Origin of the sequence: Dactylosporangium sp. NBC_01737 (assembly GCF_035963215.1) — a bacterium.
Taxonomy (GTDB): Bacteria; Actinomycetota; Actinomycetes; order Mycobacteriales; family Micromonosporaceae; genus Dactylosporangium.
The window spans coordinates 2,805,960-2,830,497 of sequence record NZ_CP109153.1 but is presented as its reverse complement, the minus strand read 5'-3'; the positions used below and the strand labels follow the sequence as shown (position 1 = coordinate 2,830,497).

Annotated in this window: 27 protein-coding genes and 1 pseudogene; 18 read left to right on the top strand and 10 right to left on the bottom strand. The window is 67.6% G+C overall.

The annotated features are described in order from the left end of the window. Positions 1 to 24 precede the first annotated feature (24 nt). From OHA72_RS12570 to OHA72_RS12560, 3 genes are all read left to right on the top strand, one after another. Positions 25 to 333 carry a calcium-binding protein gene (locus OHA72_RS12570; RefSeq protein ID WP_327008023.1) on the top strand — a complete coding sequence of 103 codons (309 nt, stop codon included), beginning with the start codon at positions 25 to 27 and terminating at the stop codon, positions 331 to 333. A 3-nt stretch (positions 334 to 336) separates the two neighbouring features. Next, the gene (locus tag OHA72_RS12565; RefSeq protein ID WP_327008022.1) at positions 337 to 1,491 is read left to right on the top strand and encodes a hypothetical protein; all 1,155 of its coding nucleotides are present in this window, start codon (positions 337 to 339) and stop codon (positions 1,489 to 1,491) included. 88 nt (positions 1,492 to 1,579) lie between these two features. Beyond that, a complete protein-coding gene (locus OHA72_RS12560) occupies positions 1,580 to 2,053 on the top strand; it encodes a DUF6933 domain-containing protein (RefSeq protein ID WP_442788715.1) in 474 nt (157 codons plus the stop codon). 106 nt (positions 2,054 to 2,159) lie between these two features. Here the strand turns inward: OHA72_RS12560 and OHA72_RS12555 are convergent, their stop codons facing one another. The 3 genes from OHA72_RS12555 to OHA72_RS12545 all read right to left on the bottom strand — a co-directional run bounded on the left by OHA72_RS12555 (position 2,160) and on the right by OHA72_RS12545 (position 3,189). Next, positions 2,160 to 2,471, bottom strand: coding sequence for a helix-turn-helix domain-containing protein (locus OHA72_RS12555; RefSeq protein WP_327008020.1), 312 nt, complete (start codon positions 2,469 to 2,471; stop codon positions 2,160 to 2,162). A gap of 92 nt (positions 2,472 to 2,563) precedes the next feature. After that, positions 2,564 to 2,938, bottom strand: a complete 375-nt coding sequence (locus OHA72_RS12550; protein WP_327008019.1) for a type II toxin-antitoxin system VapC family toxin — start codon at positions 2,936 to 2,938, stop codon at positions 2,564 to 2,566. Further along, the gene (locus OHA72_RS12545; RefSeq protein WP_327008018.1) at positions 2,935 to 3,189 is read right to left on the bottom strand and encodes a type II toxin-antitoxin system Phd/YefM family antitoxin; all 255 of its coding nucleotides are present in this window, start codon (positions 3,187 to 3,189) and stop codon (positions 2,935 to 2,937) included. The genes OHA72_RS12550 and OHA72_RS12545 overlap by 4 nt, the downstream gene beginning before the upstream one ends. A 380-nt stretch (positions 3,190 to 3,569) precedes the next feature. Between OHA72_RS12545 and OHA72_RS12540 the strand changes: the two genes are divergently transcribed. The 3 genes from OHA72_RS12540 to OHA72_RS12530 all read left to right on the top strand — a co-directional run bounded on the left by OHA72_RS12540 (position 3,570) and on the right by OHA72_RS12530 (position 4,990). After that, complete coding sequence (locus tag OHA72_RS12540) at positions 3,570 to 4,409, top strand: site-specific integrase (protein ID WP_327008017.1); 840 nt, start codon at positions 3,570 to 3,572, stop codon at positions 4,407 to 4,409. Positions 4,410 to 4,562: 153 nt separating this feature from the next. Then, positions 4,563 to 4,742 carry a hypothetical protein gene (locus OHA72_RS12535; protein WP_327008016.1) on the top strand — a complete coding sequence of 60 codons (180 nt, stop codon included), beginning with the start codon at positions 4,563 to 4,565 and terminating at the stop codon, positions 4,740 to 4,742. A gap of 29 nt (positions 4,743 to 4,771) precedes the next feature. Further along, positions 4,772 to 4,990, top strand: coding sequence for a hypothetical protein (locus OHA72_RS12530; protein ID WP_327008015.1), 219 nt, complete (start codon positions 4,772 to 4,774; stop codon positions 4,988 to 4,990). A gap of 215 nt (positions 4,991 to 5,205) precedes the next feature. On the opposite strand, the gene OHA72_RS12525 is transcribed toward OHA72_RS12530, so the two are convergent. Next, entirely contained in the window at positions 5,206 to 6,075 is an 870-nt protein-coding gene (locus tag OHA72_RS12525) for an LLM class flavin-dependent oxidoreductase (RefSeq protein WP_327008014.1), read from the bottom strand. A 109-nt stretch (positions 6,076 to 6,184) separates the two neighbouring features. Further along, positions 6,185 to 7,099, bottom strand: a complete 915-nt coding sequence (locus OHA72_RS12520; protein ID WP_327011540.1) for an NADP-dependent oxidoreductase — start codon at positions 7,097 to 7,099, stop codon at positions 6,185 to 6,187. Between the two features lie 160 nt (positions 7,100 to 7,259). Here OHA72_RS12520 and OHA72_RS12515 point away from each other — a divergent pair, with 160 nt between their 5' ends. The 4 genes from OHA72_RS12515 (at position 7,260) to OHA72_RS12500 (ending at position 9,626) form a co-directional block, all read left to right on the top strand. Continuing rightward, on the top strand, positions 7,260 to 7,658 hold the full coding sequence (locus OHA72_RS12515; RefSeq protein ID WP_327008013.1) for a transposase: 399 nt from the start codon (positions 7,260 to 7,262) through the stop codon (positions 7,656 to 7,658). Continuing rightward, positions 7,618 to 8,217, top strand: coding sequence for a helix-turn-helix domain-containing protein (locus tag OHA72_RS12510; protein WP_327008012.1), 600 nt, complete (start codon positions 7,618 to 7,620; stop codon positions 8,215 to 8,217). The genes OHA72_RS12515 and OHA72_RS12510 overlap by 41 nt, the downstream gene beginning before the upstream one ends. Positions 8,218 to 8,280: 63 nt before the next feature. Further along, positions 8,281 to 8,502, top strand: a complete 222-nt coding sequence (locus tag OHA72_RS12505) for a hypothetical protein (RefSeq protein WP_327008011.1) — start codon at positions 8,281 to 8,283, stop codon at positions 8,500 to 8,502. A 71-nt stretch (positions 8,503 to 8,573) separates the two neighbouring features. Continuing rightward, complete coding sequence (locus OHA72_RS12500) at positions 8,574 to 9,626, top strand: hypothetical protein (protein ID WP_327008010.1); 1,053 nt, start codon at positions 8,574 to 8,576, stop codon at positions 9,624 to 9,626. 159 nt (positions 9,627 to 9,785) lie between these two features. Here the strand turns inward: OHA72_RS12500 and OHA72_RS12495 are convergent, their stop codons facing one another. The 3 genes from OHA72_RS12495 to OHA72_RS12485 form a co-directional block, all read right to left on the bottom strand. After that, positions 9,786 to 9,971, bottom strand: coding sequence for a hypothetical protein (locus OHA72_RS12495; protein ID WP_327008009.1), 186 nt, complete (start codon positions 9,969 to 9,971; stop codon positions 9,786 to 9,788). 180 nt (positions 9,972 to 10,151) lie between these two features. Further along, positions 10,152 to 10,781 (bottom strand): NAD(P)-dependent oxidoreductase, encoded by a 630-nt coding sequence (locus tag OHA72_RS12490; RefSeq protein ID WP_327008008.1) that lies wholly within the window; start codon positions 10,779 to 10,781, stop codon positions 10,152 to 10,154. After that, the gene (locus OHA72_RS12485) at positions 10,778 to 12,055 is read right to left on the bottom strand and encodes an FAD-dependent oxidoreductase (RefSeq protein ID WP_327008007.1); all 1,278 of its coding nucleotides are present in this window, start codon (positions 12,053 to 12,055) and stop codon (positions 10,778 to 10,780) included. The genes OHA72_RS12490 and OHA72_RS12485 overlap by 4 nt, the downstream gene beginning before the upstream one ends. Before the next feature lie 152 nt (positions 12,056 to 12,207). Here OHA72_RS12485 and OHA72_RS12480 point away from each other — a divergent pair, with 152 nt between their 5' ends. Together OHA72_RS12480 and OHA72_RS12475 are read left to right on the top strand one after the other, a co-directional pair. After that, complete coding sequence (locus OHA72_RS12480) at positions 12,208 to 12,720, top strand: MarR family winged helix-turn-helix transcriptional regulator (protein WP_327008006.1); 513 nt, start codon at positions 12,208 to 12,210, stop codon at positions 12,718 to 12,720. A gap of 893 nt (positions 12,721 to 13,613) precedes the next feature. Next, entirely contained in the window at positions 13,614 to 14,567 is a 954-nt protein-coding gene (locus OHA72_RS12475) for a transposase (RefSeq protein WP_327008005.1), read from the top strand. A 133-nt stretch (positions 14,568 to 14,700) separates the two neighbouring features. Here OHA72_RS12475 and OHA72_RS12470 read toward each other — a convergent pair whose 3' ends face one another. Then, positions 14,701 to 15,843, bottom strand: coding sequence for a N(5)-(carboxyethyl)ornithine synthase (locus OHA72_RS12470; RefSeq protein ID WP_327008004.1), 1,143 nt, complete (start codon positions 15,841 to 15,843; stop codon positions 14,701 to 14,703). A gap of 874 nt (positions 15,844 to 16,717) precedes the next feature. Here OHA72_RS12470 and OHA72_RS12465 point away from each other — a divergent pair. The 5 genes and pseudogenes from OHA72_RS12465 to OHA72_RS12445 form a co-directional block, all read left to right on the top strand. Then, positions 16,718 to 18,133: a wax ester/triacylglycerol synthase family O-acyltransferase gene (locus OHA72_RS12465; RefSeq protein ID WP_327008003.1), complete on the top strand. Its 1,416-nt coding sequence runs from the start codon at positions 16,718 to 16,720 to the stop codon at positions 18,131 to 18,133. A gap of 702 nt (positions 18,134 to 18,835) precedes the next feature. Then, positions 18,836 to 21,223, top strand: coding sequence for an ATP-dependent Clp protease ATP-binding subunit (locus OHA72_RS12460; protein WP_327008002.1), 2,388 nt, complete (start codon positions 18,836 to 18,838; stop codon positions 21,221 to 21,223). Between the two features lie 784 nt (positions 21,224 to 22,007). Beyond that, the gene (locus tag OHA72_RS12455) at positions 22,008 to 22,418 is read left to right on the top strand and encodes a hypothetical protein (RefSeq protein WP_327008001.1); all 411 of its coding nucleotides are present in this window, start codon (positions 22,008 to 22,010) and stop codon (positions 22,416 to 22,418) included. 245 nt (positions 22,419 to 22,663) lie between these two features. Further along, a complete protein-coding gene (locus OHA72_RS12450) occupies positions 22,664 to 23,497 on the top strand; it encodes a slipin family protein (RefSeq protein WP_327008000.1) in 834 nt (277 codons plus the stop codon). Between the two features lie 5 nt (positions 23,498 to 23,502). After that, positions 23,503 to 23,619, top strand: a pseudogene (locus OHA72_RS12445) (transcriptional regulator); the annotation flags it as partial. A 203-nt stretch (positions 23,620 to 23,822) separates the two neighbouring features. Here OHA72_RS12445 and OHA72_RS64630 read toward each other — a convergent pair. Continuing rightward, positions 23,823 to 24,107: a hypothetical protein gene (locus OHA72_RS64630; RefSeq protein WP_442788567.1), complete on the bottom strand. Its 285-nt coding sequence runs from the start codon at positions 24,105 to 24,107 to the stop codon at positions 23,823 to 23,825. A gap of 178 nt (positions 24,108 to 24,285) precedes the next feature. Between OHA72_RS64630 and OHA72_RS12435 the strand changes: the two genes are divergently transcribed. Then, a complete protein-coding gene (locus tag OHA72_RS12435) occupies positions 24,286 to 24,519 on the top strand; it encodes a hypothetical protein (protein WP_327007999.1) in 234 nt (77 codons plus the stop codon). Positions 24,520 to 24,538 lie beyond the last annotated feature (19 nt).

Genomic DNA, 24,538 nt, shown 5'->3' with positions numbered 1-24,538 from the left:
GATAGCACCCGCTATCCTGCCGCGGTGAGTTCACTGAGCCGGGCACAACTCGATGCCTTGGTCGAAGACGCGACCGTCGACTGCTACAACGAGGACGAGCAGCTGACCGGCCTGTACACCATGATCGAGGACAACCTCGCGCTGCCGTTCGCGACACAGGTCCTCGGCGTCGAGGTCACGGTCCGGAAGGTGGACCTGAGGGGCCAGCGGATCGTGGCGATCTGCCACCGGGGTCGGGAGCGGCAGGCGATCGCGATCCTGGACCTCCCGTTGCCCGATCCGCCGCCGGACGGTTCGGAGTGGATCGACGCCTACCGGCACTGGGGCGGCTGACCCGTGAGCGAGTACCAGTACTACGAGTTCGTGGCGATCGACCGGCCGCTGACCGCCGCTGAGCAGCGCGAGCTGCGGGCGGTGTCGACCCGTGGCCGGATCAGCGCGTCGAGCTTCGTCAACGACTATCAGTGGGGCGACCTGAAGGCCGATCCTCGCGACTGGATGAAGCGATACTTCGACGCCCACCTGTACCTGGCGAACTGGGGCACCCGCCGGATCGCGCTGCGGCTGCCGGCATCGCTGCTGGACCCGGCACTCGCGGCGACGTACTGCGTGGGTCACGCCGCATCGTCGCTGAGCACGGGTGAGCATGTGATCCTCGACCTGCACAGCGAGGACGGGGACGGCGACGAGGAGTGGTGGGAGGACGAGGCCGCCCTCGCATCGATCGTCCCTGTCCGGGCGGAACTGGCCGCCGGAGACACCCGGCCGCTCTACCTGGCGTGGCTGCTGTGCGTGCAGAACCAGGAGCTGGACGAGGATTCGCTGGAGCCGGCGGTACCGCCCGGCCTGGCCACGCTGTCGGGGCCGCTGCGTAGCCTCGCCGGCTTCCTCCGCTTGGACGAGGACCTCCTCGAAACGGCGGCCGAGGCCAGCACGCCGCTGACCACGAAGGCGCCCTCCGCGGCGGCGTTGACCAAATGGGTGAAGCACCTGCCGGCGGCCGACAAGGACGAGGCCATCGTGCGGCTGCTCCGAGGTGACGGCGTGCACCTTCGTGCCGAGCTGCTGCGCCGGTACGGCGGCGGCGCGCCCATCGAAACCGCAGGCGGCGGCCGCACCGTGGGCGAGTTGCTGGCCGGCGCGGAGCGTCGCTGGGCAGCACGGGAGCGGCAGACACAGGAACGCAAGGCGGCCGAACAGGCACGCCGGGAGACGGCGGCCGCAGCGGCCCGCGAGCAGCGCCTTGACGAACTGGCCGCCGACCCGGAACAGGCGTGGCAGCGGGTGGCAGAGCTGATCGCGACCAAGAAACCCAAGGAATACGATGCCGCTGTCGCGCTGCTGGCCGACCTGAAGGCACTCGGCGAGCGCGACGGCCAACGCAAGACGTTCCGCGGGCGGATCCACCAGCTGTGTCAGGAGCACATCCGCAAGCAGAGCCTGCTGGACCGCCTGGAACGCGCCGGCCTACATGTGAACACAGTGAGTTGAGTGCCGTCCCGGTCGACGGGTGCGGGGCAGCGACGCGACAGGTGCTCAATCAGGGAAACAGCTACGCCACTGCCATGATTTTGCCGTGATGATCCTGCGTGCGACCAAGAAGCTCCGTGACCGGATCGGCACGCCGGACCTGCGCGCGGGTGAGCAGTCGACCACCGCACTCGGCGAGTGGTACGCAACTCGGTTCGCATGGCGACCGGACGTGTTGCTGCTGGTCAACGAGGCGACCCTGCTGCCGGTCCTGCTGCCGCTCGCACCCGCCGCCACCGCACTGTCCCGTGCCGTCGACCGCATCGCCGCGACCATGGCCGCGTACGGTGCCGACGACGAGATGATCGCTGCCGAGGTCGAGCAGATGAGCACCCGCCGGATCGCCCCGACCGCCAACCGCAGCGTCGTCGGGATCATGACCGAGTTCACGTTCCTCGCCGAACGCGGCAGAGGACGGGAACTCGACGACCTGGAGGCCCGGCTGGCCGCCACGCCATGCAGCCCGCTGTACCGCACCCACACCACTCCAAGAAACGCCTTCCGGCACAGTGTGGCTCGATGAGCGCTCAGGCGCGGCAGCAACCAGGCGCGGACTCGTCCGCAGGTGAACCGGCATCAACTATCTGCCCGCGTCACGCCGAGCTGCTACTGCCGCACCCTCCACCCTGTTAAGCGATCTGCCGCAGATCGTCGCCTTGGTCGAAGATGATGCGGAGCCGGGCACCCAGCGCCTGCGCGTATCGGCTCAGAGTGGCGACTTCGTTGACGTCCAGGTCGCCGTTCTCGATCTGGCTGACCCGACCGGGCGTGACGGCCATGAGGTCCGCGACCTGCCGCTGCGTGAGTCCGAGTCGCTTGCGTTCCTCGGCGAGGTGGAAGGCGCTGACCCACGCCTCCGTCCGCGCCCGCTCGGCATTCAGTGCATCGCTGTCACCGTCGATCTCGGCGCGGATGTCGTCCCAGTTGTGAAATTCGGTCATGAGTCCTCCCTCCTCCTACGTTCGAACGCCAGCCGCAGCGCTGACACGAGTGTGTCCGCCGCTCGCTAACGGGCACCGGCGCCGCGAGCAGGTCAGACCTTGAGGATCTCCACGTCGTACAGCGCCACGGACGCGTCCCGGGAGGCCAACGTCAGCCCTTCGGTGGCTGCCTGAGCCACTAGCATGCGGTCGAACGGGTCGCGGTGATGCGGTGGGAGACGGCCGGCGGCAATGCCATGCACGTGCGTGACAGGCAGTTCACGGAATCCCATGTCACGGACCCGCTCCGCCAGGTCGGGCGGCCCGGCCAGCTTTCCGGTGGACTGCTTGATGGTGATCTCCCACAGGCTGACCGGAGACAAGTAGATGTCCGGATCGTGGCGCAGGCGATCCAGGAAGTCCTGGCCCAACGTGGGGTCACCCGTGATTGCCCACAATGCGACATGGGTGTCCAGCAGCAGGCTCATCCGCCGATCCCGAAGTCAGCCGCGATCTCCGCGTTGGTCTCGGGCGAGTCCCAGTCACCGCTGAGGTCCAGGTGCCCTGCGAGCGAGCCGATGGCGGTGCGGTTGACCCGACGCACCAAGGGCACGACCTTTGCCACGGGCGTGCCCGCCCGGTCGATGATGATCTCCTCCCCACGCTCCACACGCTCGATGATCCTTGACAGGTTCGTCTTCGCGTCATGCATGTTGAAGTGCACGGCCTCCGCCGACATACCAACACCTCCAGGTTAGCTAACAGATTAGCCCGTCGGCACCGCCAGCGCCACGGCTCGACGAGTGATCGGCGGAGCGGACCAGCGAAGGTCACGGCGGGCGAACCCGGCACACGGGGCGGACCGCGCTGGTCGCAAACGCCGATTGGGTGATCGGTGGCCGGTCTCACCAGCCCGAACACGCCTGGGTCACCGTAGGCCGGGATATGCCGACGCAGGTCAACACCCGCGTCGGTACACTGCTCATCGCGCCCTCGTAGCTCAGGGGAAAGAGCAACGGTTTCCCTGATGCCTACCGCGAGGCGTTCCGGCACGCGGCCTGGGCGCTCATCACACTGCCGCTTCCCCGCACGGTCGCCCTGTCCCACGGCGGGGCGCCGATGCGAGCCCGGCTCAGCGCCGATCGGACCTTTAAAACCATCCAGCAGTGGGCCGTATTCGCGCACTGGCTCGTCGCACGCGGCATCCCCACCCTCGCGGCCGTGACCGCAGACGACCTGACCGCGTTCGCCGACCACCTCGACAAACAGCGCGGCATGGCCCGCAACACCGCCTGCAGCCACCTGATCACGCTGACCCGGCTGCACTTCTACGGCACCGCCTACCTGCCGGCCGCGAACAGGCTCACCGAGCCGCCCTGGCTGCGCGACGGCCACGACGACTACCTACCCGCCGCGTCGTCCCGAGGCGAGAACCTCACCGAGCCCATCACGCCGCAGACGATGGGACTGCTGCTGGTGTGGTCCCTGCGGTTCGTCGAGCAGTTCGCCGACGACATCCTCAACGCGCACCAAGAACGCGCACAGATCATCGCGGCCGCTGCCACGGCGGACTCCGCCCCCGAGGCCACGGGCAGCGACCAGCTGCTGCGCTCCCTGCACGCGACCAAGCAGGCCGGCGACCCGATCCCGGTGATCTTCGCCGGAGGACAGCCAGCCCGAGCGGCGATCATCTACCTCGCCGCGAAGACCGGCACACCGACGCGCACGGTCGCGGCGACCCTGCAGCGGCCGATCTGGCGTGAATACCTTCGAGATCACCATGCGTCAGCCCCGCTGGACACCCCGGTCACCGGCCAGCTCGAGGGGCAGCCCTGGCACGAGCCGTTCCTCTACCACGAGCGGCGCAACCTGATCAGGATGCTCTCCACCGCCTGCTTCATCGTCATCGCGTACCTCACCGGAATGCGTCCCGGTGAAAACGCGCGGAGTTGCATCTGATGCAACATTCGGCCGGATGGGCAACGACGAGGTCACGCAGGTCACGGGCATGGTATGCGAGTGGATTGCGGTCGGTATAGGGGTCTGCCAGCAGGGCTTGCGCCGCCGGGAACTAGGCTCAACAATGTTGCATCTGATGTAACTGAGGTTGGGGTGGGTCAAGCGGCGGATTTGCCGGGTGCCGCGCACCTGGTCTTGGTCGACGGGGTCGTGTATTTGGATCCTGCGCCGGCGGTGTTCGAGGCGATGTTGGAGGGCTGGACCCGTCAGCAGCAGACCCGGTTCTTGAAGTGGGAGTCGACGATCAAGCCTCGGTTGTCGCTGGTGCGCTGATTCCAGGCCGGCCGATCTCGACCCACGCCATGACCCAGAAACTCGGCCGCCACGGCATCACAGTCCGCGCGGCCCGCAACGGAGCCCTCGCTGCTCTCGCCGCGGACCTGCCCGCCGCCGTCATGGCCGACCTGCTCGGCATGCACGTCACCACCGCCGTCCGCTGGGTGATCTACGCGCGACGCGACTGGGCCGACTACCTCGCCGCACGAACCGCGGACCAAGCGAGCGCGAACGGTGGGACATGACCGGTGCGAACGGTCGCCTAACGGCCGCGGAGCCGCACGGTCTCCTCCCGACGTGGTCCTCCGCATCGCATCGGCCAAACGCCTGGCCGTCGAGTGTCTGCAGGACATAGCGGAGCAAACGTCGCCGACATCGCGTCCGGACCTGCCGAGTTTGAGGTGGACACCGACTGATCGGGCCACGGTTCCGCCTTGCCCTGAAGTAGGTGCTCTCGACACTAGACTCGCAGCAGCCCCATGGCCTCGGCCAGGAGGTCGCATTGGCCGCGCCAATCGCCGTCGGCGAAGCCCATGACGAGATGGGTCGCCCCGGCGTCCTGGAACTCAGCCATTCGACGGGCTGCTTCGTCAGGACCGCCGGTAATGGGAACCCCGTGTAGTTGGCGGGCATGGCTCGCGCCTACCCTCGCCGCGATCTCGTCCTGGGAAAGCACTCCATCACCGAGGGCACCCGTCGTACCGACCGCAATCTCACAGGGCCTGTCGGTCAACTGGGCAAGCCGTGCCGCGCCGGCGGTGACCGCGCTAGCCGGGATGAGGGAGGGGAACCAGCCGTCGCCGACCCGCGCGGCGCGCCGGATCGCGACCGGCGAAGCGTTGCCGACCCAGAATGGGGGTCGGGACACAGCCGGGGTCAGCACAACGTTCTGGTCGCCGATCAGAACCGGCACGCCGGCTAGCAGTGCGGGCAACAGGTCCAGGGCAAGATCGGTGCGTTTGCCGCGCTCGGCATAGGGGACCTCGGCGGCGGCCCACTGCTGCGGACCGCCCCCGGAGCCCACGCCGAGGATGAGCCGTCCACCGGAGACGTGTTGCATGCTCGCGATCTGCTTGGCCGCCCAGGCGAGTGGCCGCATCGCGGGAACGAACACGCCGGCGCCGATCGAAACCCGCTCCGTCACGGCCGCGACCGTGGCCAAGGCGACTGCCAGGTCCAGCGAAGGCTGCCCCGTAGCGAGGTGATCACCGTGCCAGACGCTGTTCAAGCCGACATCCTCGGCATGTCGGGCCGCGATCCGCAGATCGATGCCGTCCCGCCGCTGGGCGGCCAGTGAGGGTAGGACGACTCCCACCTTGAGACGTGTCACGGCATCCGCACCAGGTGCCGCTGAGCGTGTGTGCGGGCGATACTCGTCCAGTTGTCCACTGTCATCATCGTGATCTCGCCGTTCCTGGGCGTAGGAAATGGGTCACCGGTCAATCAATGGTTATGATGATCTTGCCGCGGATGTTCCCGGCCCGGTATGCGCGGTGCGCGTCCGCGGCGCGGGCCAGCGGGAAGGTCGCGAGGACGTGCATGGTCAATGCACCCTGGGCGTACAGGTCCGCGAGCACGGCCAGCCGCGCCGCGGAACGGGTAAACGGAGTAGTGCGAATCCCAAGTTCCGAAGCCCTGGCGTGATCAACGAGCGTCAGGATGCGACTCCTGTCCTTCACCAGCTCCAACGCAGCATCCAGCGCCGCGCCGCCAACCCCGTCCAGGCAGACGTCCACACCCTGCGGGGCCAGTGCCCGCACCCGGTCAACAAACCCATCGCCGTAGGCGATCGGGATCGCGCCGAGCGAGCGCAGGTAGTCGTGTTGGGTTTCCCGGGCTGCACCGATCACCGTGGCACCCCACAGCCGGCACAGCTGCACAGCGATGCCGCCCACCGCACCGGCCGCACCATGGATCAGGACCGTGTCACCCGCACCGACCTCGACCTCCTTCAGGCCGATATCGGCGGTCTGAGCAGCCGCGCTGAACCCACCGGCCACCTCCCACGACATACTCGCCGGTTTGGCGGTGATCTGGTCAGGCCCGACTACCAGATGCTCGGCGTAGCTGTTCAGCGTGCCGAAGCCGAGGACCTCGTCACCGGGCACGAACCCGACCACTCCGGCACCAACCTGATCGACCACACCAGCGAACTCGTTGCCCGGGATCTGTGGAACCGCCGGGTCCGTCCCCCGATGAATGACACCCTCTACCACCGCGATGTCAAACGGCTGCACCCCGGCTGCCTTCACCTGAATCCGCACCTGCCCCGGCCCGGCCTGCGGCTCCGCTACGTCGATCAACCGCAGCACCTCTGGACCACCCGGCTCGAAGAACCCTGCCGCCTTGCTCATGACCATCTCCACTTCCACCACGGCTCCAGGCCACGCCTGACCGGTGGCCGAAACCGCCAAGACCGTTGGAGAAGACTCTGCAGCCTCAACCTCACTTGAGGTCAAATGTGTCCCGTACCGGGTTTGATGGAGACATCGAAACCTGGGAGGAACGACAGCGATGCCCGCACCGAAGAAGTACCCCGATGACCTGCGTGAGCGTGCGACCCGGTTGGCGGTCGAGGCCCGCCGGGACCCCGTCGGCGCGGTGGGTGCGATCCGGCGGATCGCCGATCAGCTCGGGATCCATCCGGAGGCGTTGCGCACGTGGGTGAAGAAGGCCGAGACCGACGCCGGCGAGCGGCCGGGCATCACCAGCGGCGACGCGGAACGCATCGCCGCCCTGGAACGAGAGAATCGTGAGCTGCGGCGGGCGAACCAGATCCTGAAGTCCGCAGCCTTAAGTTCAGGGGGTCAACGCAGCAGTGCTGGTAGATGGAGGACCGTTGGCTCGGATGGGTCGGCCGGGAATGTCGGATGTGGTCAAGCAGGATCTGTGGCGACGGTGGCGGGCCGGTGAGCCGATCAGTGTGATCTCCCGGGCTTTGGGCAAGCCCCCTGGGTCTGCGTTCACGGTGCTGAAGCACCACGGTGGTATCGCGCCTGCGGTACCTGTGGCTCGGGTCGGTCACCTGACAGCGGTCGATCGGGAGACGATCTCTCGTGGCCTTGAGGCCGGCGCGTCGCTGCGCTCGATCGCCATGTCGATCGGACGGCCGGCATCGACGGTCAGCCGTGAGGTGGCCCGCAACGGGGGCCGGGTTGCCTACCGGGCGGTGGCTGCCGGGCAACGAGCCCACGATGCGGCGCGTCGTCCGAAACCTTCGGCGCTGCAACACAATCCGCTCCTGCGCCAGGTTGTTATTGACCTGTTGGAGCGGGAGTGGTCCCCTGAGCAGATCGTCGGACGCCTGCGACTCCGGCATGCCGACGACCCGTTGATGCGGGTCAGTCACGAGAGCATCTACCGCGCGATCTACACCAGCCGGTGGAAGGTGATCCCTCGAGAGCTCTGCCAGAAGCTGCGGACAGGCCGGCCTATCCGCAAGAACAAGCGGAACACGGTCAAGGGCCAGTAGCGTTCCCAGATTATCGGCGCGCGGTCGATCGATGACCGCCCGGACGCAGCAGATCAGCGCTCAGTGTTTGGACACCTCGAGGGCGACCTGATCATCGGAGCGAAGAACAGCCAGGTCGCCACGCTGGTTGACCGCAAGTCCCGGTTCCTGACCATGGTGGCGCTGACGAGCCGCCATACCAAGACGGTCATTCCCCCGCTCCAGCAGGCTTTCGCACGGATGGACGAGCTTCCGAGCACCCTGACCGCGGACACCGGAGTCGACGTCTACTTCGCCGCGGAATAGTGCATGGACGGAATAACACCCTCCCACCAGTAGTCCTGGCATTGGAAGCCGGCTGCTGTCCGCAGCCACCCGTGACCAACTCGGGACGACAACTGATCTACGTAACGGCCCTCGAAGACACCGCCCCGGGCAAGGACGCACCCGCCCACGGGTTGATCCACGGGCGGCAGTTCAAGCACGCCCTCGACGAGAACGGTGTCCATCAATCCGTCGGCGCCGTTCGAGTCCCGTGGGTCGCAGTTCCTCCCGTGGTCACCGCCGTCCGGGTGATGGAAAGGCTCAGGCGAGGAAGCCGGTTGTTGTTCGACACGATGGCCGAAGACCGGCGCTCCAGCGAGGTCCGCACCGGGCGCTCGCTCTCGCCGGTCACGGTCCACAACCGGGTCAAGGCGTTCATCGAGTGGGTCAACCAGCACGCCCGGTCATGCGGCCGCGAAGCCGAGGCCATCCCGGCGGACGCTCATGGCGCCATCAGCCTCGGCCGGTTCCGGCGCACGCTCGCCTGGCACATTGCCCGGCGACCTGGCGGGCTGGTCGCCTTGGCAGTGCAATACGGCCACCTCCGCACCCTGATCAGCGAAGGCTACGCAGCACGATCCCGCAACGGCATCCACGAACTCCTCGACTTCGAGACCGCCCGGGCGGTCGCCCAGGACCTGACCGACGTCCACGAAGCCCTCGATAACGGCGACGGCGTCTCCGGACCAGCCGCGCGTCGCCTAGTCAACGCCGCCGGCACGCAGCACCGCCGGTTCGGCGGACTGGTCACCACCACGCGACAGGCCCGCAGCCTGCTGGCTGACCCCGCGCTCAATGTCTTCCACAACAGCAAAGCGTTCCTGTTCTGCAACTACGACCGCGCCAAGGCGCTCTGCCATCCCAGCCGCGGCGCCCAGAGCACACCAAGCCTCGACCGCTGCCGCAGCAACTGCGCCAACATCGCCCGCACCGACGAGCACGCCGGCCAGATCGAGAACGCAGCAGCCGAGCTCCGCGCCCAAGCCTACTCGCCGTTGCTGCCCGAGCCGCTCGCCGACCGGCTGCGACAGAAGGCCGATCACCTGGCTCAACTCGCCGCTGACCACCGCACTTCGCGCATCACTGTCGATCAGGAGAACTCATGAACGCTCGACCCTGCACCGCCGACCGCGACGCCATCAAAGCGGCGATCGACCGGCTCCTAGCCGGAACACCCCTTCGCTCCAACGGATCACTCACCATCGTCGCGCTCGCCGACGAGGCCGGCGTCAAACGGCACCTGCTCACTCACCGGCACACCGACCTCAAAGACGAGTTCTACGCCCCGCGTCCGCGCACACGGCCACGTCCCCGACAACGAACGCAAGCTCCGCGACGACCTCGCCAAGGCACTCGACCGAATCAAGGAACTCATTGCCGAGACCAACAAGCTTCAAGGAGAGAACGACGCGCTCGCCCGAATCATCAACGTCCTCGAACTCGAGAACCATCAACTACGCACCGGCACCGGCAGAACCGGCCATCTGGTGGCCCTACCATCCGCCAATGACCGCTGACTTCGTCCGCGCACGGTACCGACAGGTGAGGCGGTGGCCGCGCGACTGCCATTGATTACCCAACGTGACGTATTGCCGAGCTCGGATCACCCTGCGGTGACGTCGAGCGGAGCGCTACGAGCCGCCCGGTCGGGGACCGGCGGCGTTGAGAGCGGCCCTGGCGGTCGTGTCGTCGGCGATGACGTCCAGCAGCGTGGCGGCGGCGTCGGCGCGGGTCAGGCCGGCGGGTCTGTCGAGTTCGCCGCGGCTGAGGCGGGTCCGGCCCCGGGCGGGCGCGTCGGTGAGTCGGTTGAGCCGCACGACGGTCCAGTCCAACTCGCTGCTGGTCAGGAGGTGTTCCATGCGAGTGAGGTCGGCGTAGGCGCTGGCCAGCAGCCGGCGCAGCAGCGCCATGGGCAGTTGGGGCGTTCGGGCCACGATGGGGTAGGCGCTGGTGGCGACCAGGCGACGGATGCCGAGGTCGGTCATGGCGTCGATGATCACTTCGAGAACGGCGGCGGTGTGGTGGGGACCCTTACGGCGTTCGGCGGACACGATGGCGAGGACGGCGTCAGCGCCGGTGACCGCCCGCCGTACCGCGTCCGGGTCGCGTCCGTCACCGGTCACGACGGCGGCCAGGCTCGACTGGTCAAGCAGTGTTTGCGGCCGGCGGGTGAACGCGGTGATCGCATGGCCGCGGCGCAGCCCTTCGGCGAGCACGTGCCGGCCGGTGCGGCCGGTGGAACCGAACACAGTGATCCTCACGGAAGTCTCCTCTCAGGCCGGGATCCGCTTTTCAGCTTCAACGCGGTGTTGATCATCCGGAGCATTGTCTTGGTCGCGGTGAACGCGATCGGGTTCGTGATCACCGACTGTCGCAGGGCGCGCTCTGATGCCTTCACGGCGGCGAAGCCGTACCCGCGCATCCGGCGTTCGTAGTCGGCGATCGCGGCTGTCACGTCGCCGTCGGCGGCGGCCGCGACGAGGTTGCGGCCCAGTAGGTCGGCGTCGCGCAGCGCGGTGTTGGCGCCGACTCCGCGGGAGGGCGGCATGCTGTGGATGGCGTCACCGAGCACGGTGACGTTGCCCGCCGGCCACGGACCCACCCGTGCCGCGGTACGCACGGTCATCGCGGTGATGGTCGCCGGGTTGGTGTCGTAGACCAGTCGTCGCAGCCGGTCGTGCCAGGTGGCGACGATCGACGTGGTGAGCGCGTGCGCCGCCTCCGGTGTCATTACCTCCGGTGCCGCATCGGTCCGGAACGTTCGGCGCCGGGCCGTGACCGCCCAGACCAGGTAGTCGGCTCGGGACGGGGGCAGCAGGTGCGGGGGGAGGGCGGCCCCGTCGTCGGTGTGTTCGTGCGGCGCGAGGAACATGTTGGCGCCGCCGGAGGCGAGCACCATGGCGACTCCGTCCGTGAGCTGACGGGGCAGCGCGGCGCGGACGCTCGCGTCGAGTGCGAGGCGCCCGCCGATGCTGACCACCCCGGTGTCGAGGCGGTCGGCCTGCGGCAGAAGTTGGGCGCGGACGCGGGAGCCGCTGCCCTCCGCACCGACCAGGACGTCGCCGGTCTCACGGGTGCCGTCGGCGAAGAAGGCGGTGACCGTCCCGTCGGCGGCGCACTCGTACCGATGAAGCTCCTTGCCGAACTCGACGTGGCCGTCGAGCCCGTCGAGCAGGATCTGGCGCAGCGTGAACCGGTTGATCGACCGGTGCCGACCGACCGGATCGGCAGGGTCGACCTTGGACACGTCTACGAGCATCAGTTCATCGAGCTGCTCGGTGAGGAACGCGAACGAGCGCGGCGCGCGGCCGCAGGCCGCCTCGAACAGCGCGAACCGAGCCTCGGGCAGGCACGAGTGCAGGGCCCGGCTGCCGTCGGGGTCGATGTGGATGCGGTACCCCTCGCGGAACGCGTCCGGCGACTCGGCGCGTTCGAACACGGTCACGTCGACTCCGGCCCGGTGCAGGGCCTGAGCCAGGCACAGGCCGCCGATTCCGCCGCCCGCGACGAGGACGCGCAGGTGGTTGCTGGACATCAAGGTCTCCTCAGTAGCATTACGGTAGATTTTTAGCTAAAATTCTTAGGCAACTTCTATCATGAATACTGGAGTGCCGTCCAGTGGTCCTCGCGGGCGTTGGGCCGATGACCGAGAATTTGTGGTGTGCCACGAGACGGAGGACAGCGCACGTGACGGACAGGACAACGCGCCCGGCGAAGGGCGGCCGGACCCGCCCCGCGGCCTCGCCTCGGCAGCAGTTGGGCCGCCAGTTGGGCAGCCGGTTCAGTACAGCGGTCGTGCTCTTCCATTCGGCCATCGCCGAACGCCTCGGGCTCAACGTCACCGACTTCAAGTGCGCCGAAATTCTCATGCGCATCGGACCGACCCATCCCGGCCGGCTGGCGGAGATGACCGGCATGTCCTCGGCGGCGATCGCTCAGGTGGTCGGCCGGTTGGAGCGCGCTGGGCTGGTCAAGCGGGAGCCCGATACCGCCGACCGGCGCCGCACCGTCATACGCGTGGTGGAAAACAGTGCGGTGCAGCGCGAGTTGCTCCGCACCTTCACCGGCTTCGCCGAGCGCGTCGAACAGATCATGGACCGTTACGACGACAGCCAGCTCGAAGCCATCGACGACTTCGTCGCGCGCGTGACCGAGGTACTCGAAGGCGAGGCGGCAACCCTGCGCCGCACCGCCCATTGATCCAGCGGCCGATAGCGACCTCGATGCGGGTCAGTCCTCAACGCCCACGAGGAACGCCGCCGCATCAACGCCGCCGCATCAACGCCGCCGATGCGGCAGACACCGCAAGGACACGCCGATCGCCGCCACCTTCGACGGTCGGCCTTGGCGCGACCCGTTCGCCTACTACAGCCGTCGCAGCCTCGTCAGGCTGCTGACCACCGTGTGTTTCATCGTTCTCGCGTAATTGACCGGCATGCGCGCCAGTAGCCCTTGGCCTTGAGGCCGGATGCTGCCCGGTGGGACGGGGCTGCTGTCCAAGTCCACCGTCCGCGACCAGCGCTCGCCAGAGATCCGGCCACCGCATCGCGCATATGGCGGAGTGTGACGCTGAAGTGACGGGAGCCTGCACCAACACGAACAGGCTTGACAGGGAACTGGGGTGTCCGTTCCACGACGACGGGTTCTGGACCGCGTTGAAGGCGGACAGCCCGGCGGAGTGGGCGGACGCGGTCGCGTTCGACGCCGCGATCCGGCACGGCTCCGCGCGGGCCAACGCCGACGGGCACCCGCTGCGCGGGCAGTTCTTCCTGCACCGCCAGCGGATTCCCCTCGACCAGGTCGTACTACGGCCGCGATCAGCGGCTCCTGATGTGGACGTGCCGGGGTGCGGGCACCGACCAGCAGGTACGGGGCGCGGGTGTTCACGGCGATGTGCCGGTCGAAGCTGTCCGCGCCGGTGTCCGGGGTACTGGTGAACGCGTAGATCCCGGCGTTGTTGACCAGGATGTCCACTACACCGGCGTTCGCGGCGAGCCGCATGACGTCGCCAGCGTCGGCTCCTCAAAGCGGTCGCCGACCGGCGGGCCCCTGAATGGCTGCATGAGGTTCCCGCCGTCGATGTGCTGCGCCAGGTGTGGATCCAGCAGTACACCGTTGGCGAGTCCGGGTGGGGGGTGATCTGGCGGGACGCCGACACCCACGGGCTCCCGCCAGGCAGAACCAGGATCATCTCCCCGTACGACACCGATGCCCGCTACAGCGAGAAACGCGGCCGCAGCTGGGAGGGGTACAAGGTCCACTTCAGTGAGACCTGCGACCACACCCCAGCTGACGATGGCAGCACCGATCCCACCCAGCCACCGAACCTGATCACCAATGTGGTCACCACCCACGCCGCCGTGGCCGACTCGGCGATGACGATGCCGATCCACGACATGCTCGCCGACCGGGACCTGCTACCGGCCGAGCACCTCATGGACGCCGGCTACCCGTCCACCGCGAACCTGCTGGCCTGCCGCACCCAGCACCAGGTCCGCCTGATCGCCCCGATGCGCAGCGACTCCTCCCGCCACGCCCGCACCAACAGCCCCTACGCCCGAACCGCGTTCACCATCGACTTCGACCAACAGCGTGCGAGCTGCCCACAAGGCCACCACTCGGCCACCTGGAACCCCACCCGCCAAGACGGCCAGGACGTCATCGTGGTGAGCTTCCCCCTCAGCGCCTGCATCACCTGCCCGGCCCGCACCGAGTGCACCCGTTCACAGCAGCGTCGACGACAGTTGACGCTACGACCCCGCCACCTGCACGAAGCCCTCCGCGACGCCCGCGCCGAGCAGCAAACCGACGCCTGGAAACAGACCTACCGCGCCCGCGCCGGGATCGAAGGCACCATCCACCAGGCCACCGCAGCCACCGGCATCCACCAAGCCCAATACGTTGGCCTCGGCAAAGTCGATCTTGAACACGCCTTCGCCGCGACCGCGGTCAACCTCATCCGCCTCCACGCATGGTGGACCGGCACACCCACACAACGCACCCGAACAACCCACTTGAGCAGGCTCGATCTCACCCTCGCTGCATAGACAGAATTAGGCAACAGAGTCCTGCCCTTGCCGAAAACCTCGTCCGCGCAGCTCACGCGGCATGCTGGTAGGCCAGGATTTCCATCCGGGCGCGGCTGCGCGACATGGTGACATTCGATGTGTGCGATGCCGCTCAAATATGAGCGTGCGGGTAGTCGGCGGAGCGCCCCTGGAACGAGAGGATCTTGGAGTTCCGGATCACACCGTCGCGGATCTCGATCGCCCGGCGGATCGTCTCATCCTGGTCCCAGGCGTCCGACCCGTCCATCACCGTACGCAGGTACGGGATCAACGCCTCGCTGATCTCCCAGGTCGCGGAGTTCCACAGGTAGGACGGGCTGTGGTCGACCGCGTAGTAGTGGATCCCGTGCCCGACCGTGAACATCGGGTCCGCGAAGGACGTCGGCCGCGCCCATTCAAAGCCCATACCCTCGTCGCACGACACGTCGACGAACAAGGTGCCTGGGGCGAAAAGGCCCAGTTCGTCGGTCGTGACGAACATCAACGGCGCGTCGGTGTCCTGCAGCACGCAGTTGACGACGATGTCGTACTCGGCGAGGAACTCCGCCAACGGCAGCGGCCTGACACGTTTCATCGCCAGGGTCCGCGGCGAGCCGGGCTCGGTTCGCTCAAAATGGCCCATCCGAACCGAGGGAATAGGTGAGGCCACCGCGGTCGCCTCGCGATGGGTCAGGACGGTGACGTCGGAGACTCCGAGCCCGTTCAGCGCGATCACCGCGCCCCTGGCCGTCGCCCCGAAACTGATCACCGCGGCCCGCAGTCGGCGGCCGTAGTCCCCTGTGCTCCCCAGCAGCCGCAGCGCATGCAGCACCGAGCAGTAGCCGGCGAGCTCATTGTTCTTGTGGAAGACATGAACACTGAACGCGCCCTCCGCCGTCCAGTGGTTCATCGCCTCCCAAGCGATCATGGTCAGTCGGCGGTCGATGCCCAGCTGGGTGACCGCCTCGTCCTGGACGCAGTGCGGCCAGCCCCAGAGCACCTGCCCGTGCCGCAGCTCGGCGATGTCCTCGTGCGTCGGTTTGGGCAGCAGGATCACGTCGCGCGCGGCGATCAGCTGGTCCCGCGAGCCGATCCCGCCCACCAGCGGCGCGAGCTGCTCGTCGGGCACGCCGAAGCGTTGCCCGTAACCGTGCTCCAGGAAGATCCGGGACCGTAGGTCGGCGCCGACCCGATCCAGGTGCAGGGGATGGATGGGTAGCCGGTACTCGTGCTCCTTGCGCGACGTGCCGAGAACTCCGAGGCTGAGCCGGTTCATGTGTCCCCCCTTGGTGGTCTCTTCCTCCATAGCACGCGACAGGGCTACGTATCCCGGGCCACGCCTGTTGGCAGCCGACTGCCGCCTGGCCCCGCTGCGGGTACACCTGGCGGAAGTCGTCGTGGTGGACGAGGGCGGCCAGGGCGGTGAGGTGTGCTGCCCGGAGGGCTGCTGGCCCGGCTGCTGCCCGAACTGCATCGGCGACTGCATCGCGGCGCCGTCAGTGTGCTGATCGACGTGACACGTACCCCCGTGAAAATCGGGCGGCCGGCCCCGGCCGATCCGATGGTCCCGTCACCGCCACCACGAGCCTATGCATGGGCCCGAACCTCCGCATCCGAATCGGCTGCGGAGCGGCGGCGAAAGGACGGATGATTGGATACCGCATTCGGGTCACTCTGCCCCGCGGCGCTCAGTCCTGCGATCGGGGAGGGCAGGACTACCGACAACATGGCACGGAGTGTCGGCCTTCGAGGCTGCGGGCGGCTGCTGGTGGCCCGCGGATGAGGGCACAGGCGACGTGCCGTCGCAGGCGCGCCCGCTTGATTCCGGAAGCTGTCACTCTGTGGGGCGGGCGCGAGCACGACGTCATCGACGCCGCGGCTACTGTCGTTGCACCGCGGCCTTTCAGCGCAGGGCTGCCGATCAGTCAGCGTCGGCCGTGGCGCTGTCTACAGTGGAGCTTCGTGCCTGAACGGGTAGTTCTTCGCGATACGGGTTTATCGGTGCGAGGTCGGGAGAGTCTGCCCGCCGCGTGACCCGCAGGCAGGCGCTACGCACCCCGACGGGTCAGCGCGAGTGTGAGACGGCGGTTCCGTGGCTGGAGCGCGATCACCACGCAGGGACGACGAGGCGCCATGCGGCAGGGCATTTGATGGAGCAGGAACAACTCAGCGCGCTCGACGCGGCCTTCCTCTGCCTGGAGTCCCGGCAAGCACCGCTGCATCTGGGGGCGCTGGCGATCTTCGGGCCGCAACGCGACATCGCGCCGGATAGGCTGTCCGCGCTGCTCGGCGACCGCGTCGAGCGGGTGCTGTCGCTCCGCCAGCGGGTCCGCATGACCTGGCTGCCACCCGGCGCGATGCGATGGGTCCAGGACGAGTCGTTCGATCTCGCACACCACCTGCACCAGCACACCCTCGATGAGCACAGCGAAGGCGCGTTGGCCGACCTGGCCGGCACCATAATGGCCGTACCACTGAACCAGCGCCGCCCACTGTGGCAACTACACCTCATCACCGGCCTCACCCGCGGGCGCTTCGCGGTGCTGGTCAAAGTCCACCACGCCATGGCCGACGGCCTGCGGGCGGTGCAGTTGGGCATCCGCCTGCTGGACCAATGCACCGACGCGCCGCCGACCGCGGCTGCCCCGCCGCACTGGGCTGCCCCGCCGAACCGGGCGGCGTCCGGGCCGTCGTCTCTGCTGGACATCGGGCGAGCCGTCGTTGGCATGGCGATCCACCCGGATCGGACGGTCGCCGGGCTCGCCCGCTACGCCGCGAACATTCCCGGCGCTGTCGCCGAAGCGTTCGGCACCGCGAGCATCGCCGCATCCGTGGTGTCCCACGTCCGGATCGGCACACTGCTGGCACCGGGCATCAGCACGACCGCGCCATCCACCAACCAGCGCCTTGCCCTGCTCAAGCTCGACCTCGACACGGTTCGCCAGGTCGGGAAACGTCACGGCGGCACCGACAACGACATCCTGCTGACCGTGATCACCGGCGCGCTGCGCGAATGGCTCACCGGCAAAGACTGCCGCGTCGGGAGCCGCAACGTGCGGGCACTCATCCCGGTCAGCCGCCGCACCCACGGACCACACCGCGGCAACCTGCTCTCCGGCTACTTGTGTGACCTGCCGATCCGGGAACCCAACCCGCTCGCCAGACTCCACAAGATCCGTACCATCATGAACCAGCACAAGGCCGCCGGGTTCACCCACGGCCCGGGCGCATTCCCGATCCTCGCCGACCGGCTGCCCGCCGCAGTGCACCACCTCACCGCACCGCTGACCCGCCACTGCGCCCCACTGCTCTTCGACACCATCGTCACCAACGTGCCCATCCCGACCCGGCCCTGGACCCTGGCCGGCGCCCCACTCCAGGAGGTATACCCGATCGCGCCGCTGGCGCACGGCCAAGCACTCGGCATCGCCATATCCGCGTACCAGGGAAGCATCCACATCGGACTGCGCGTCGACCCACAGATGATGCCCGACCTGCCCCGACTCGCCGCGGCGGTGCCGACCGCACTGGCCGCCCTCACCGCTGCCAGCAGCACGGCGCTTTGAACCCGAGCGCACCGCCGCCGAGCAAGCGTCGATGGCGCAGGAGCGTCCATCCCCATCACCCGGCAAGGCAGGCCGCTGAGTCGTACCGGACGGGCTCGAACGCCGCGCCGGCGCGGTCGAGGACCTGGTTGGCGGCGAACACACCAGACGCCACCCGTTCCATCAGCGCGGTCGGAAACGGCCGGCGCACCCAATCCCCGGCAAGGTAAAGGCCGGGCGCCCACGTGACCACCGCCGGGCGGGCACCATCGCTACCGACATCCAACGCCGGCGCCTGGCGTCCTCAGGTACGCACATCAAGGCCTACTCGGCCGGATGTGAGGGACCATACGCGTCCAGGCGGTACCTCGGTCTGACCTCAATCGGACCCTTACCCTCTGTGCAGCGGAGCAAGGAGCACGGCAGAATCGGGCTCTGGCAGGTGTCTCGTGTGTGTCTCGCGTCATCAGACCTTGAACCGGACACCTGAGGGCGGCATACCGGCTGGTTCATCAGACGCGTGCGTCACCGAGATAGCATCGTGTAGAGCGCCCGTTTGCCCCTTGGGTGGCGTTGTACGCCATCCTCGATAACGCTGCGACGGTGCGCATCGGATTCCCGTTTGTTCGGATTTCCGTTGTTTGGACTGCTGTTCGGATGTCCGTTGTTCGGCGCGTGTATACGCCTCTGTGTGGGCCCGCGGGCCACTGGGACGTGATGGTCATGTTTGAGCGGTTTGACGATCGAGCACGACGGGTTGTCGTCCTGGCGCAGGAAGAGGCCCGGATGCTCGGCCATAACTACATCGGCACCGAGCACATCCTGCTCGGCCTCATCCACGAGGCTGAGAGCGCGTTTGAGGGTGGGGGCGTCGCGGGCAAGGTTCTGGACCGACTCGGTATCTCGTTGGCGGCCGTCCGCGTCCAGGTGGAGGAGATCGCCGGGCATGGCAACCAGCAGCCTGCGAGGGAGATCCCGTTCACGCCACGCTCCAAGCGCGTGTTGGAGTTCTCGTTGCGGGAGGCGCTGCAGTTCGGGCGCAATCACATCGGCACGGAGCACATCCTGCTGGGTCTCGTCCGCGAGGATGGGGGCATCGCCGCGCATGTGCTGGTCAAGCTGGGCGCTGAACTCACCCAGGTCCGTCAGCAGGTCATCCAGCTCGCTGGACATCAGGGCAAGGAGCCGGCCGCCGCCCGCGCCGATGCCCCGGGCAAGGCCGCACCCTCGACGAGCCTGATGCTCGACCAGTTCGGTCGAAACCTGACGCAGGCCGCCCGTGAGGGCAAGCTCGACCCGGTCATCGGCCGGGAGAAGGAAATCGAGCGGGTCATGCAGGTGCTGTCCCGCCGGACCAAGAACAACCCGGTCCTCATCGGCGAGCCCGGCGTGGGCAAGACCGCCGTCGTGGAGGGGCTCGCCCAGCGGATCGTCGAGGGTGAGGTCCCGGAGACGTTGACGGACAAGCAGCTCTACACGCTCGACCTCGGTGCCCTGGTCGCGGGCTCCCGTTACCGGGGCGATTTCGAGGAGCGCCTCAAGAAGGTCCTCAAGGAGATCCGCACCCGCGGCGACATCATTCTGCTCATCGACGAGATCCACACCCTTGTCGGAGCGGGCGCCGTCGAGGGCGCGATCGACGCCGCGTCCATCCTCAAGCCGATGCTGGCCCGTGGCGAGCTGCAGACCATCGGCGCGACCACGCTCGACGAACACCGCAAGCACCTGGAGAAGGACGCCGCCCTCGAACGGCGCTTCCAGCCGATCCAGGTGGGTGAGCCGTCGTTGGCGGAAACGATCGAGATCCTGAAGGGGTTGCGGGACCGCTACGAGGCGTATCACCGGGTGTCGATCACGGATGCGGCGTTGGTGGCCGCGGCGACCCTGGCGGATCGGTATATTTCGGATCGGTTCCTGCCGGACAAGGCGATCGATTTGATCGACGAGGCTGGTGCGCGAATGCGGATCCGGCGGATGACCGCACCGCCGGACCTGCCGGGTCAGCAGGCGCAGCGGGAGAAGGAGTGGAACGGCGGCCTGGATGTGGTGTCGGAGGTCGACGATGAGCAGATCGCCGAGATCCTGGCGAACTGGACCGGTATTCCGGTGTACAACCTGACCGAGGAGGAAACCGCTCGGCTGCTGCGGATGGAGGGCGAGCTGCACAAGCGGCTGGTCGGTCAGGACGACGCGGTCAAGGCGGTATCCAGGGCGGTCCGCCGGACCCGGGCCGGGTTGAAGGACCCAAAACGGCCGTCCGGGTCGTTTATCTTCGCGGGTCCGTCCGGGGTGGGCAAGACCGAACTGTCCAAGGCCCTGGCGGAGTTCCTGTTCGGTAGCGAGGACGCGTTGATCCAGCTGGACATGTCGGAGTTCCATGACCAGCACACGGTGTCGCGGCTGGTGGGTGCCCCGCCTGGGTACGTCGGCTATGACGAGGGTGGTCAGCTGACCGAGAAGGTCCGGCGTCGACCGTTCTCCGTGGTCCTCTTCGACGAGATCGAGAAGGCCCACCCGGACGTGTTCAACACACTCCTGCAGATCCTCGAGGACGGCCGCCTGACCGACGGTCAGGGCCGCGTCGTGGACTTCAAGAACACGGTGATCATCCTGACCACCAACCTGGGCACCCGGGATGCGGCGAAGGCGGTCTCGCTCGGCTTCCAGGCCAGCGAGGACACCGAGTCCAACTACGAGCGGATGCGGCAGAAGGTCAACGACGAGCTGAAGCAGCACTTCCGGCCGGAGTTCCTCAACCGCATCGACGACACCATCGTGTTCCATCAGCTGCTGCAGGGCCAGATCCTCGGCATCGTCGATCTGATGATCGCCCGGATCGAGACCCAACTGCGGAACAAGGACATGGGTCTAGAGCTCACCGACACCGCCAAGAAGTTCCTGGCGAACAAGGGTTATGACCCCGTGCTGGGCGCCCGGCCGCTGCGCCGGACGATCCAACGCGAGATCGAAGACTCGTTGTCGGAGCGCATTCTGTTCAACGAGCTACGGCCCGGTCAGATCGTGATCATCGACTGCGAAGGCGACCCACAACAATCCGCGAAAGCCACGTTGCTGTTCCGCACCGCCGAGAAGCTCAACATGCATGCCTGAGCAGACCCAACCGACCGCAGCAGCATTCGACGACGCGATTCTGGCGGAGCAGACCGTAGTAGCCCGTTCCGGCACGGTGCGCCTCGATCGTCCCGCAGGCACGTGCTGTGCTACGCCGAACCCGGCCAGCGCGGGAGAACTCGGGGAATCTCCCTCGTCTACTCCCAGCCAGTAGTAGGCCATGGCGGGTTACACAAGGGGGAGCGATGAAGGGCGACTGGTTGAGAACGTGGTCGATGCGGGCGGCGACTCGCGGACGTACGAGGTGAGCGTCACTCTGACCGCTGGACTTGGTCGGGCAGCGGGCGCCATGCCCACCGTTGCTTGAGGAGCGGCCCACCCATGGGCGGCACCGGAGCGTTGGGGGTTGACACCCTCCACAGCACCTTCGCGAGGAAGCACTCCGCGGCCCCCTCGGGCGCCAACGCCCACCGTTTGCGGGCACGGCAACGCATTCGCTGTCCTTCCATGTCGGTTCCAGGATTACTCAGGTTTGCTTCCGTGCGGCTGCCTGCTGCCGCTGCGCCTCAGCCGGAGCTGACTGAACACATTCGGATCACACGGAGTAACGTCAGAATTGCAACGCCATACGCCATACGCGGTACGCGATGCCGCTGCGGGCCGCGGCCCGCGACGAGCGGACGTGCCGGCTCGGGTGACCGAGCCGCAGGAGTGGCTCCGCTTAAGCGTGCAACGCCTGACCGTCACGCATGCAGCAACACGTCCTCGTGAGCGTCGCCCCAGACTTCCTATCGACCACGAACAGGTGGAGAGGTGACATGAGATGAGCGACGTCATGCAGGCGCCCGAGGCTGAGCCGGCCCGGGCCGGCGAGTTGGGCGGTCAGGGCGAGCAGCCCTCGACCGAGCCGGCGGAAACGGAGGGTTCCGACAGCGCAGAAGGTGGCGGTGAGGAGCAGGGCGCAGAGTCCGTGCAGGCTGAGCCGGCCGCCGCGGAAGCCGCGGAGGAAGGCGAGCAGGCCGAGGCACCCGCCGAGGAGGAGCCGGTCGAAGAACCGGCCCCGGAGGCCCAGGCTGAGGAAGTGTCCGCAGCGCCGACTACCGAGGAGCCCGAGCCCGCGGGTGAGCAGGCCCAGGCTGAGGAAGTGGCGACAGAGGAGGAGGCGAAGCAGGCTCCCACCGAAGCAGCAGCCGCGGCGGAAGGTGGTGAGTCTTCAGGCGAGGCGGGCGAATAGCTCAGCGTTAACCATGAAGCGCACATAGCCTCGATCGCCTGGTCGAGGCTATGTCCTTGTGTGCTGTTCCCAGCTGCCTTGCCCTGCTCATGGAAGCGGGAAGATCGCTTCAACGACGAGTCGTTGGTCAATTCAGTCCGGTTTGGCAGTGGCTCAGGGCGACGCCGTTGCTCGGCGCGGTTGGTCAGTCATCACCGCGGTGCGTTGCGCTGGCACACCGCGTTAAGCTGGGTGGAGATGCAAGGATGGCGCGTGCTGCCATGGTTTTGATGTTTATTGTCGTGTTGATAACGGCGGTGGCCGGGTTGTTGGCCAGCGCCCGGATCGTTCGGCAGTATGAACGCGGTCTGATCTTCCGGTTCGGGCGTCTGCGCGAGGTGACCCGTGGGCCGGGCCTGACCCTGATCGTGCCGGTGCTGGACCGGCTGCAGAAAGTGAACCTGCAGATCGTCACCATGCCGGTGCCGGCACAGGACGGCATCACCCGGGACAACGTGACCGTCAAAGTCGACGCGGTGGTGTACTTCCGGGTCATCGACCCGGTCCGCGCCATCGTCAACGTGCAGGATTACATGTTCGCGGTCCTCCAGGTGGCACAGACGTCGCTGCGCTCGATCATCGGCAAGAGCGACCTCGACGAGCTGTTGACCAATCGCGAGCGGCTCAACCAGGGCCTGGAGGTCATGATCGACAGCCCGGCGATCGATTGGGGCGTCCACATCGACCGAGTGGAGATCAAGGATGTCTCGCTGCCGGAATCGATGAAACGCTCGATGTCCCGGCAGGCCGAGGCGGAGCGTGAGCGGCGCGCCCGGATCATCACCGCTGACGGTGAGCTGCAGGCGTCGCACAAGCTCGCTGACGCCGCGGCCACGATGGCGCAGACACCGACCGCGCTGCAACTGCGGCTGCTGGAGACGGTGGTCGAGGTGGCGGCTGAGAAGAACTCGACGGTGGTGCTGCCGTTCCCGGTCGAGCTGCTGCGCTTCCTGGAGCGGTCGGCATCGACACAGGCCACCGTCGAACCGCCGCAGGGCGAGTACGCCCCCGAGTTGTCGCGGGTTCACACCGCGCGGTAGGGGCGCTGCTCGAGCGTGAGAAGCGCGGTGTCTGGGCGTACTACCGTCTGGTGCCGTCCGCGATCGCGCGATCGGCCCTGTTGACGCCGCCCCGCAAGCGGGCGACGAAGAAGGCCCGCTGAGCGGTGCTGTCGAAGGCCGGCGGCCGCCGAGCAACCGCTGCGGCGCTGTTGCATTGAGCGATCGTCGAGATCAGTCGCCGGAGGACCTGCGGCTCGCGAACGATCATGGCCTCGCGTGGCCCAGCACTCCTCGGTTCTTGCTGAAACGGCTGTGGCAACGCCACGCATCCAACGTCGGGTGGGGGTCAACCAGCAGGCCGGAATCAGGTCCATTGCGGACGGCGCGACCCTTGCGGCGTGCCCTTGCGGCCGGACCGGTCATGCATCACTCGATGCGCCGATGGTCCTACTCGCCGATTTCTGTGGTAGCTACGGCCAGCAGCGTGGGCGTTGTGCGCCAGCCTCCATGATGAGCTCGCCGCCGCGCCCGGTTTCCGCGGCCCATCCCGATCTGACCAGAGGCGCAGCACTGTCTGCCGGCTCGGCCCTGACCGGCCGGTTTCCAGGAACGAGATGTGCTGTGGTGTCGAGCCAACCTGCCCCGTCAACGCCAGCTGGCTGATCCGCCGATGCCGGCGCCACCGCCGCAGCCGGACGCCGAACGGGGCTCGCCGTTTCCGCCGGCCAACCTGTCATGATCGACAGTATTTCAGCCGGTACGACCGGCGACGATTTCCTGCCCGGGAATGGACCGCGGTTCGGCCCGCCGGACCTGGGGTCATGTCCATGTTGACTCGCCAGATCACCATCGAGGCGCCCGCCGACGCGGTGTGGGATCTCGTCGGGTGCCGCTTCGCCCGCATCCGGGACTGCGCCCACCGCGATCCCGGCGTCGACGGTGATCGTGTCCACCACGTCCGGGGCGGTACCGACCCGGCTACCGGCCACCTGCCCGCCGAAGACGACGGTCTCGGCGCGACCACGGGCGCTTCCGGCCGGAACGGGCTGCTCGTGTGGTAACGGTCGGAGGTGTCAAGCT

Excerpts from the sequence above, each read along its gene's own strand:
- OHA72_RS12560 (WP_442788715.1), top strand. The coding sequence starts at position 1,580 with ATGATCCTGCGTGCGACCAAGAAGCTCCGTGACCGGATCGGCACGCCG.
- OHA72_RS12555 (WP_327008020.1), bottom strand. The coding sequence starts at position 2,471 with ATGACCGAATTTCACAACTGGGACGACATCCGCGCCGAGATCGACGGT.
- OHA72_RS12550 (WP_327008019.1), bottom strand. The coding sequence starts at position 2,938 with ATGAGCCTGCTGCTGGACACCCATGTCGCATTGTGGGCAATCACGGGT.
- OHA72_RS12545 (WP_327008018.1), bottom strand. The coding sequence starts at position 3,189 with ATGTCGGCGGAGGCCGTGCACTTCAACATGCATGACGCGAAGACGAAC.
- OHA72_RS12540 (WP_327008017.1), top strand. The coding sequence starts at position 3,570 with ATGCGAGCCCGGCTCAGCGCCGATCGGACCTTTAAAACCATCCAGCAG.
- OHA72_RS12530 (WP_327008015.1), top strand. The coding sequence starts at position 4,772 with ATGACCCAGAAACTCGGCCGCCACGGCATCACAGTCCGCGCGGCCCGC.
- OHA72_RS12520 (WP_327011540.1), bottom strand. The coding sequence starts at position 7,099 with ATGAGCAAGGCGGCAGGGTTCTTCGAGCCGGGTGGTCCAGAGGTGCTG.
- OHA72_RS12515 (WP_327008013.1), top strand. The coding sequence starts at position 7,260 with ATGCCCGCACCGAAGAAGTACCCCGATGACCTGCGTGAGCGTGCGACC.
- OHA72_RS12495 (WP_327008009.1), bottom strand. The coding sequence starts at position 9,971 with ATGGTTCTCGAGTTCGAGGACGTTGATGATTCGGGCGAGCGCGTCGTT.
- OHA72_RS12485 (WP_327008007.1), bottom strand. The coding sequence starts at position 12,055 with ATGTCCAGCAACCACCTGCGCGTCCTCGTCGCGGGCGGCGGAATCGGC.
- OHA72_RS12470 (WP_327008004.1), bottom strand. The coding sequence starts at position 15,843 with ATGAACCGGCTCAGCCTCGGAGTTCTCGGCACGTCGCGCAAGGAGCAC.
- OHA72_RS12465 (WP_327008003.1), top strand. The coding sequence starts at position 16,718 with ATGGAGCAGGAACAACTCAGCGCGCTCGACGCGGCCTTCCTCTGCCTG.
- OHA72_RS12460 (WP_327008002.1), top strand. The coding sequence starts at position 18,836 with ATGTTTGAGCGGTTTGACGATCGAGCACGACGGGTTGTCGTCCTGGCG.
- OHA72_RS12455 (WP_327008001.1), top strand. The coding sequence starts at position 22,008 with ATGAGCGACGTCATGCAGGCGCCCGAGGCTGAGCCGGCCCGGGCCGGC.
- OHA72_RS12450 (WP_327008000.1), top strand. The coding sequence starts at position 22,664 with ATGGCGCGTGCTGCCATGGTTTTGATGTTTATTGTCGTGTTGATAACG.
- OHA72_RS12435 (WP_327007999.1), top strand. The coding sequence starts at position 24,286 with ATGTTGACTCGCCAGATCACCATCGAGGCGCCCGCCGACGCGGTGTGG.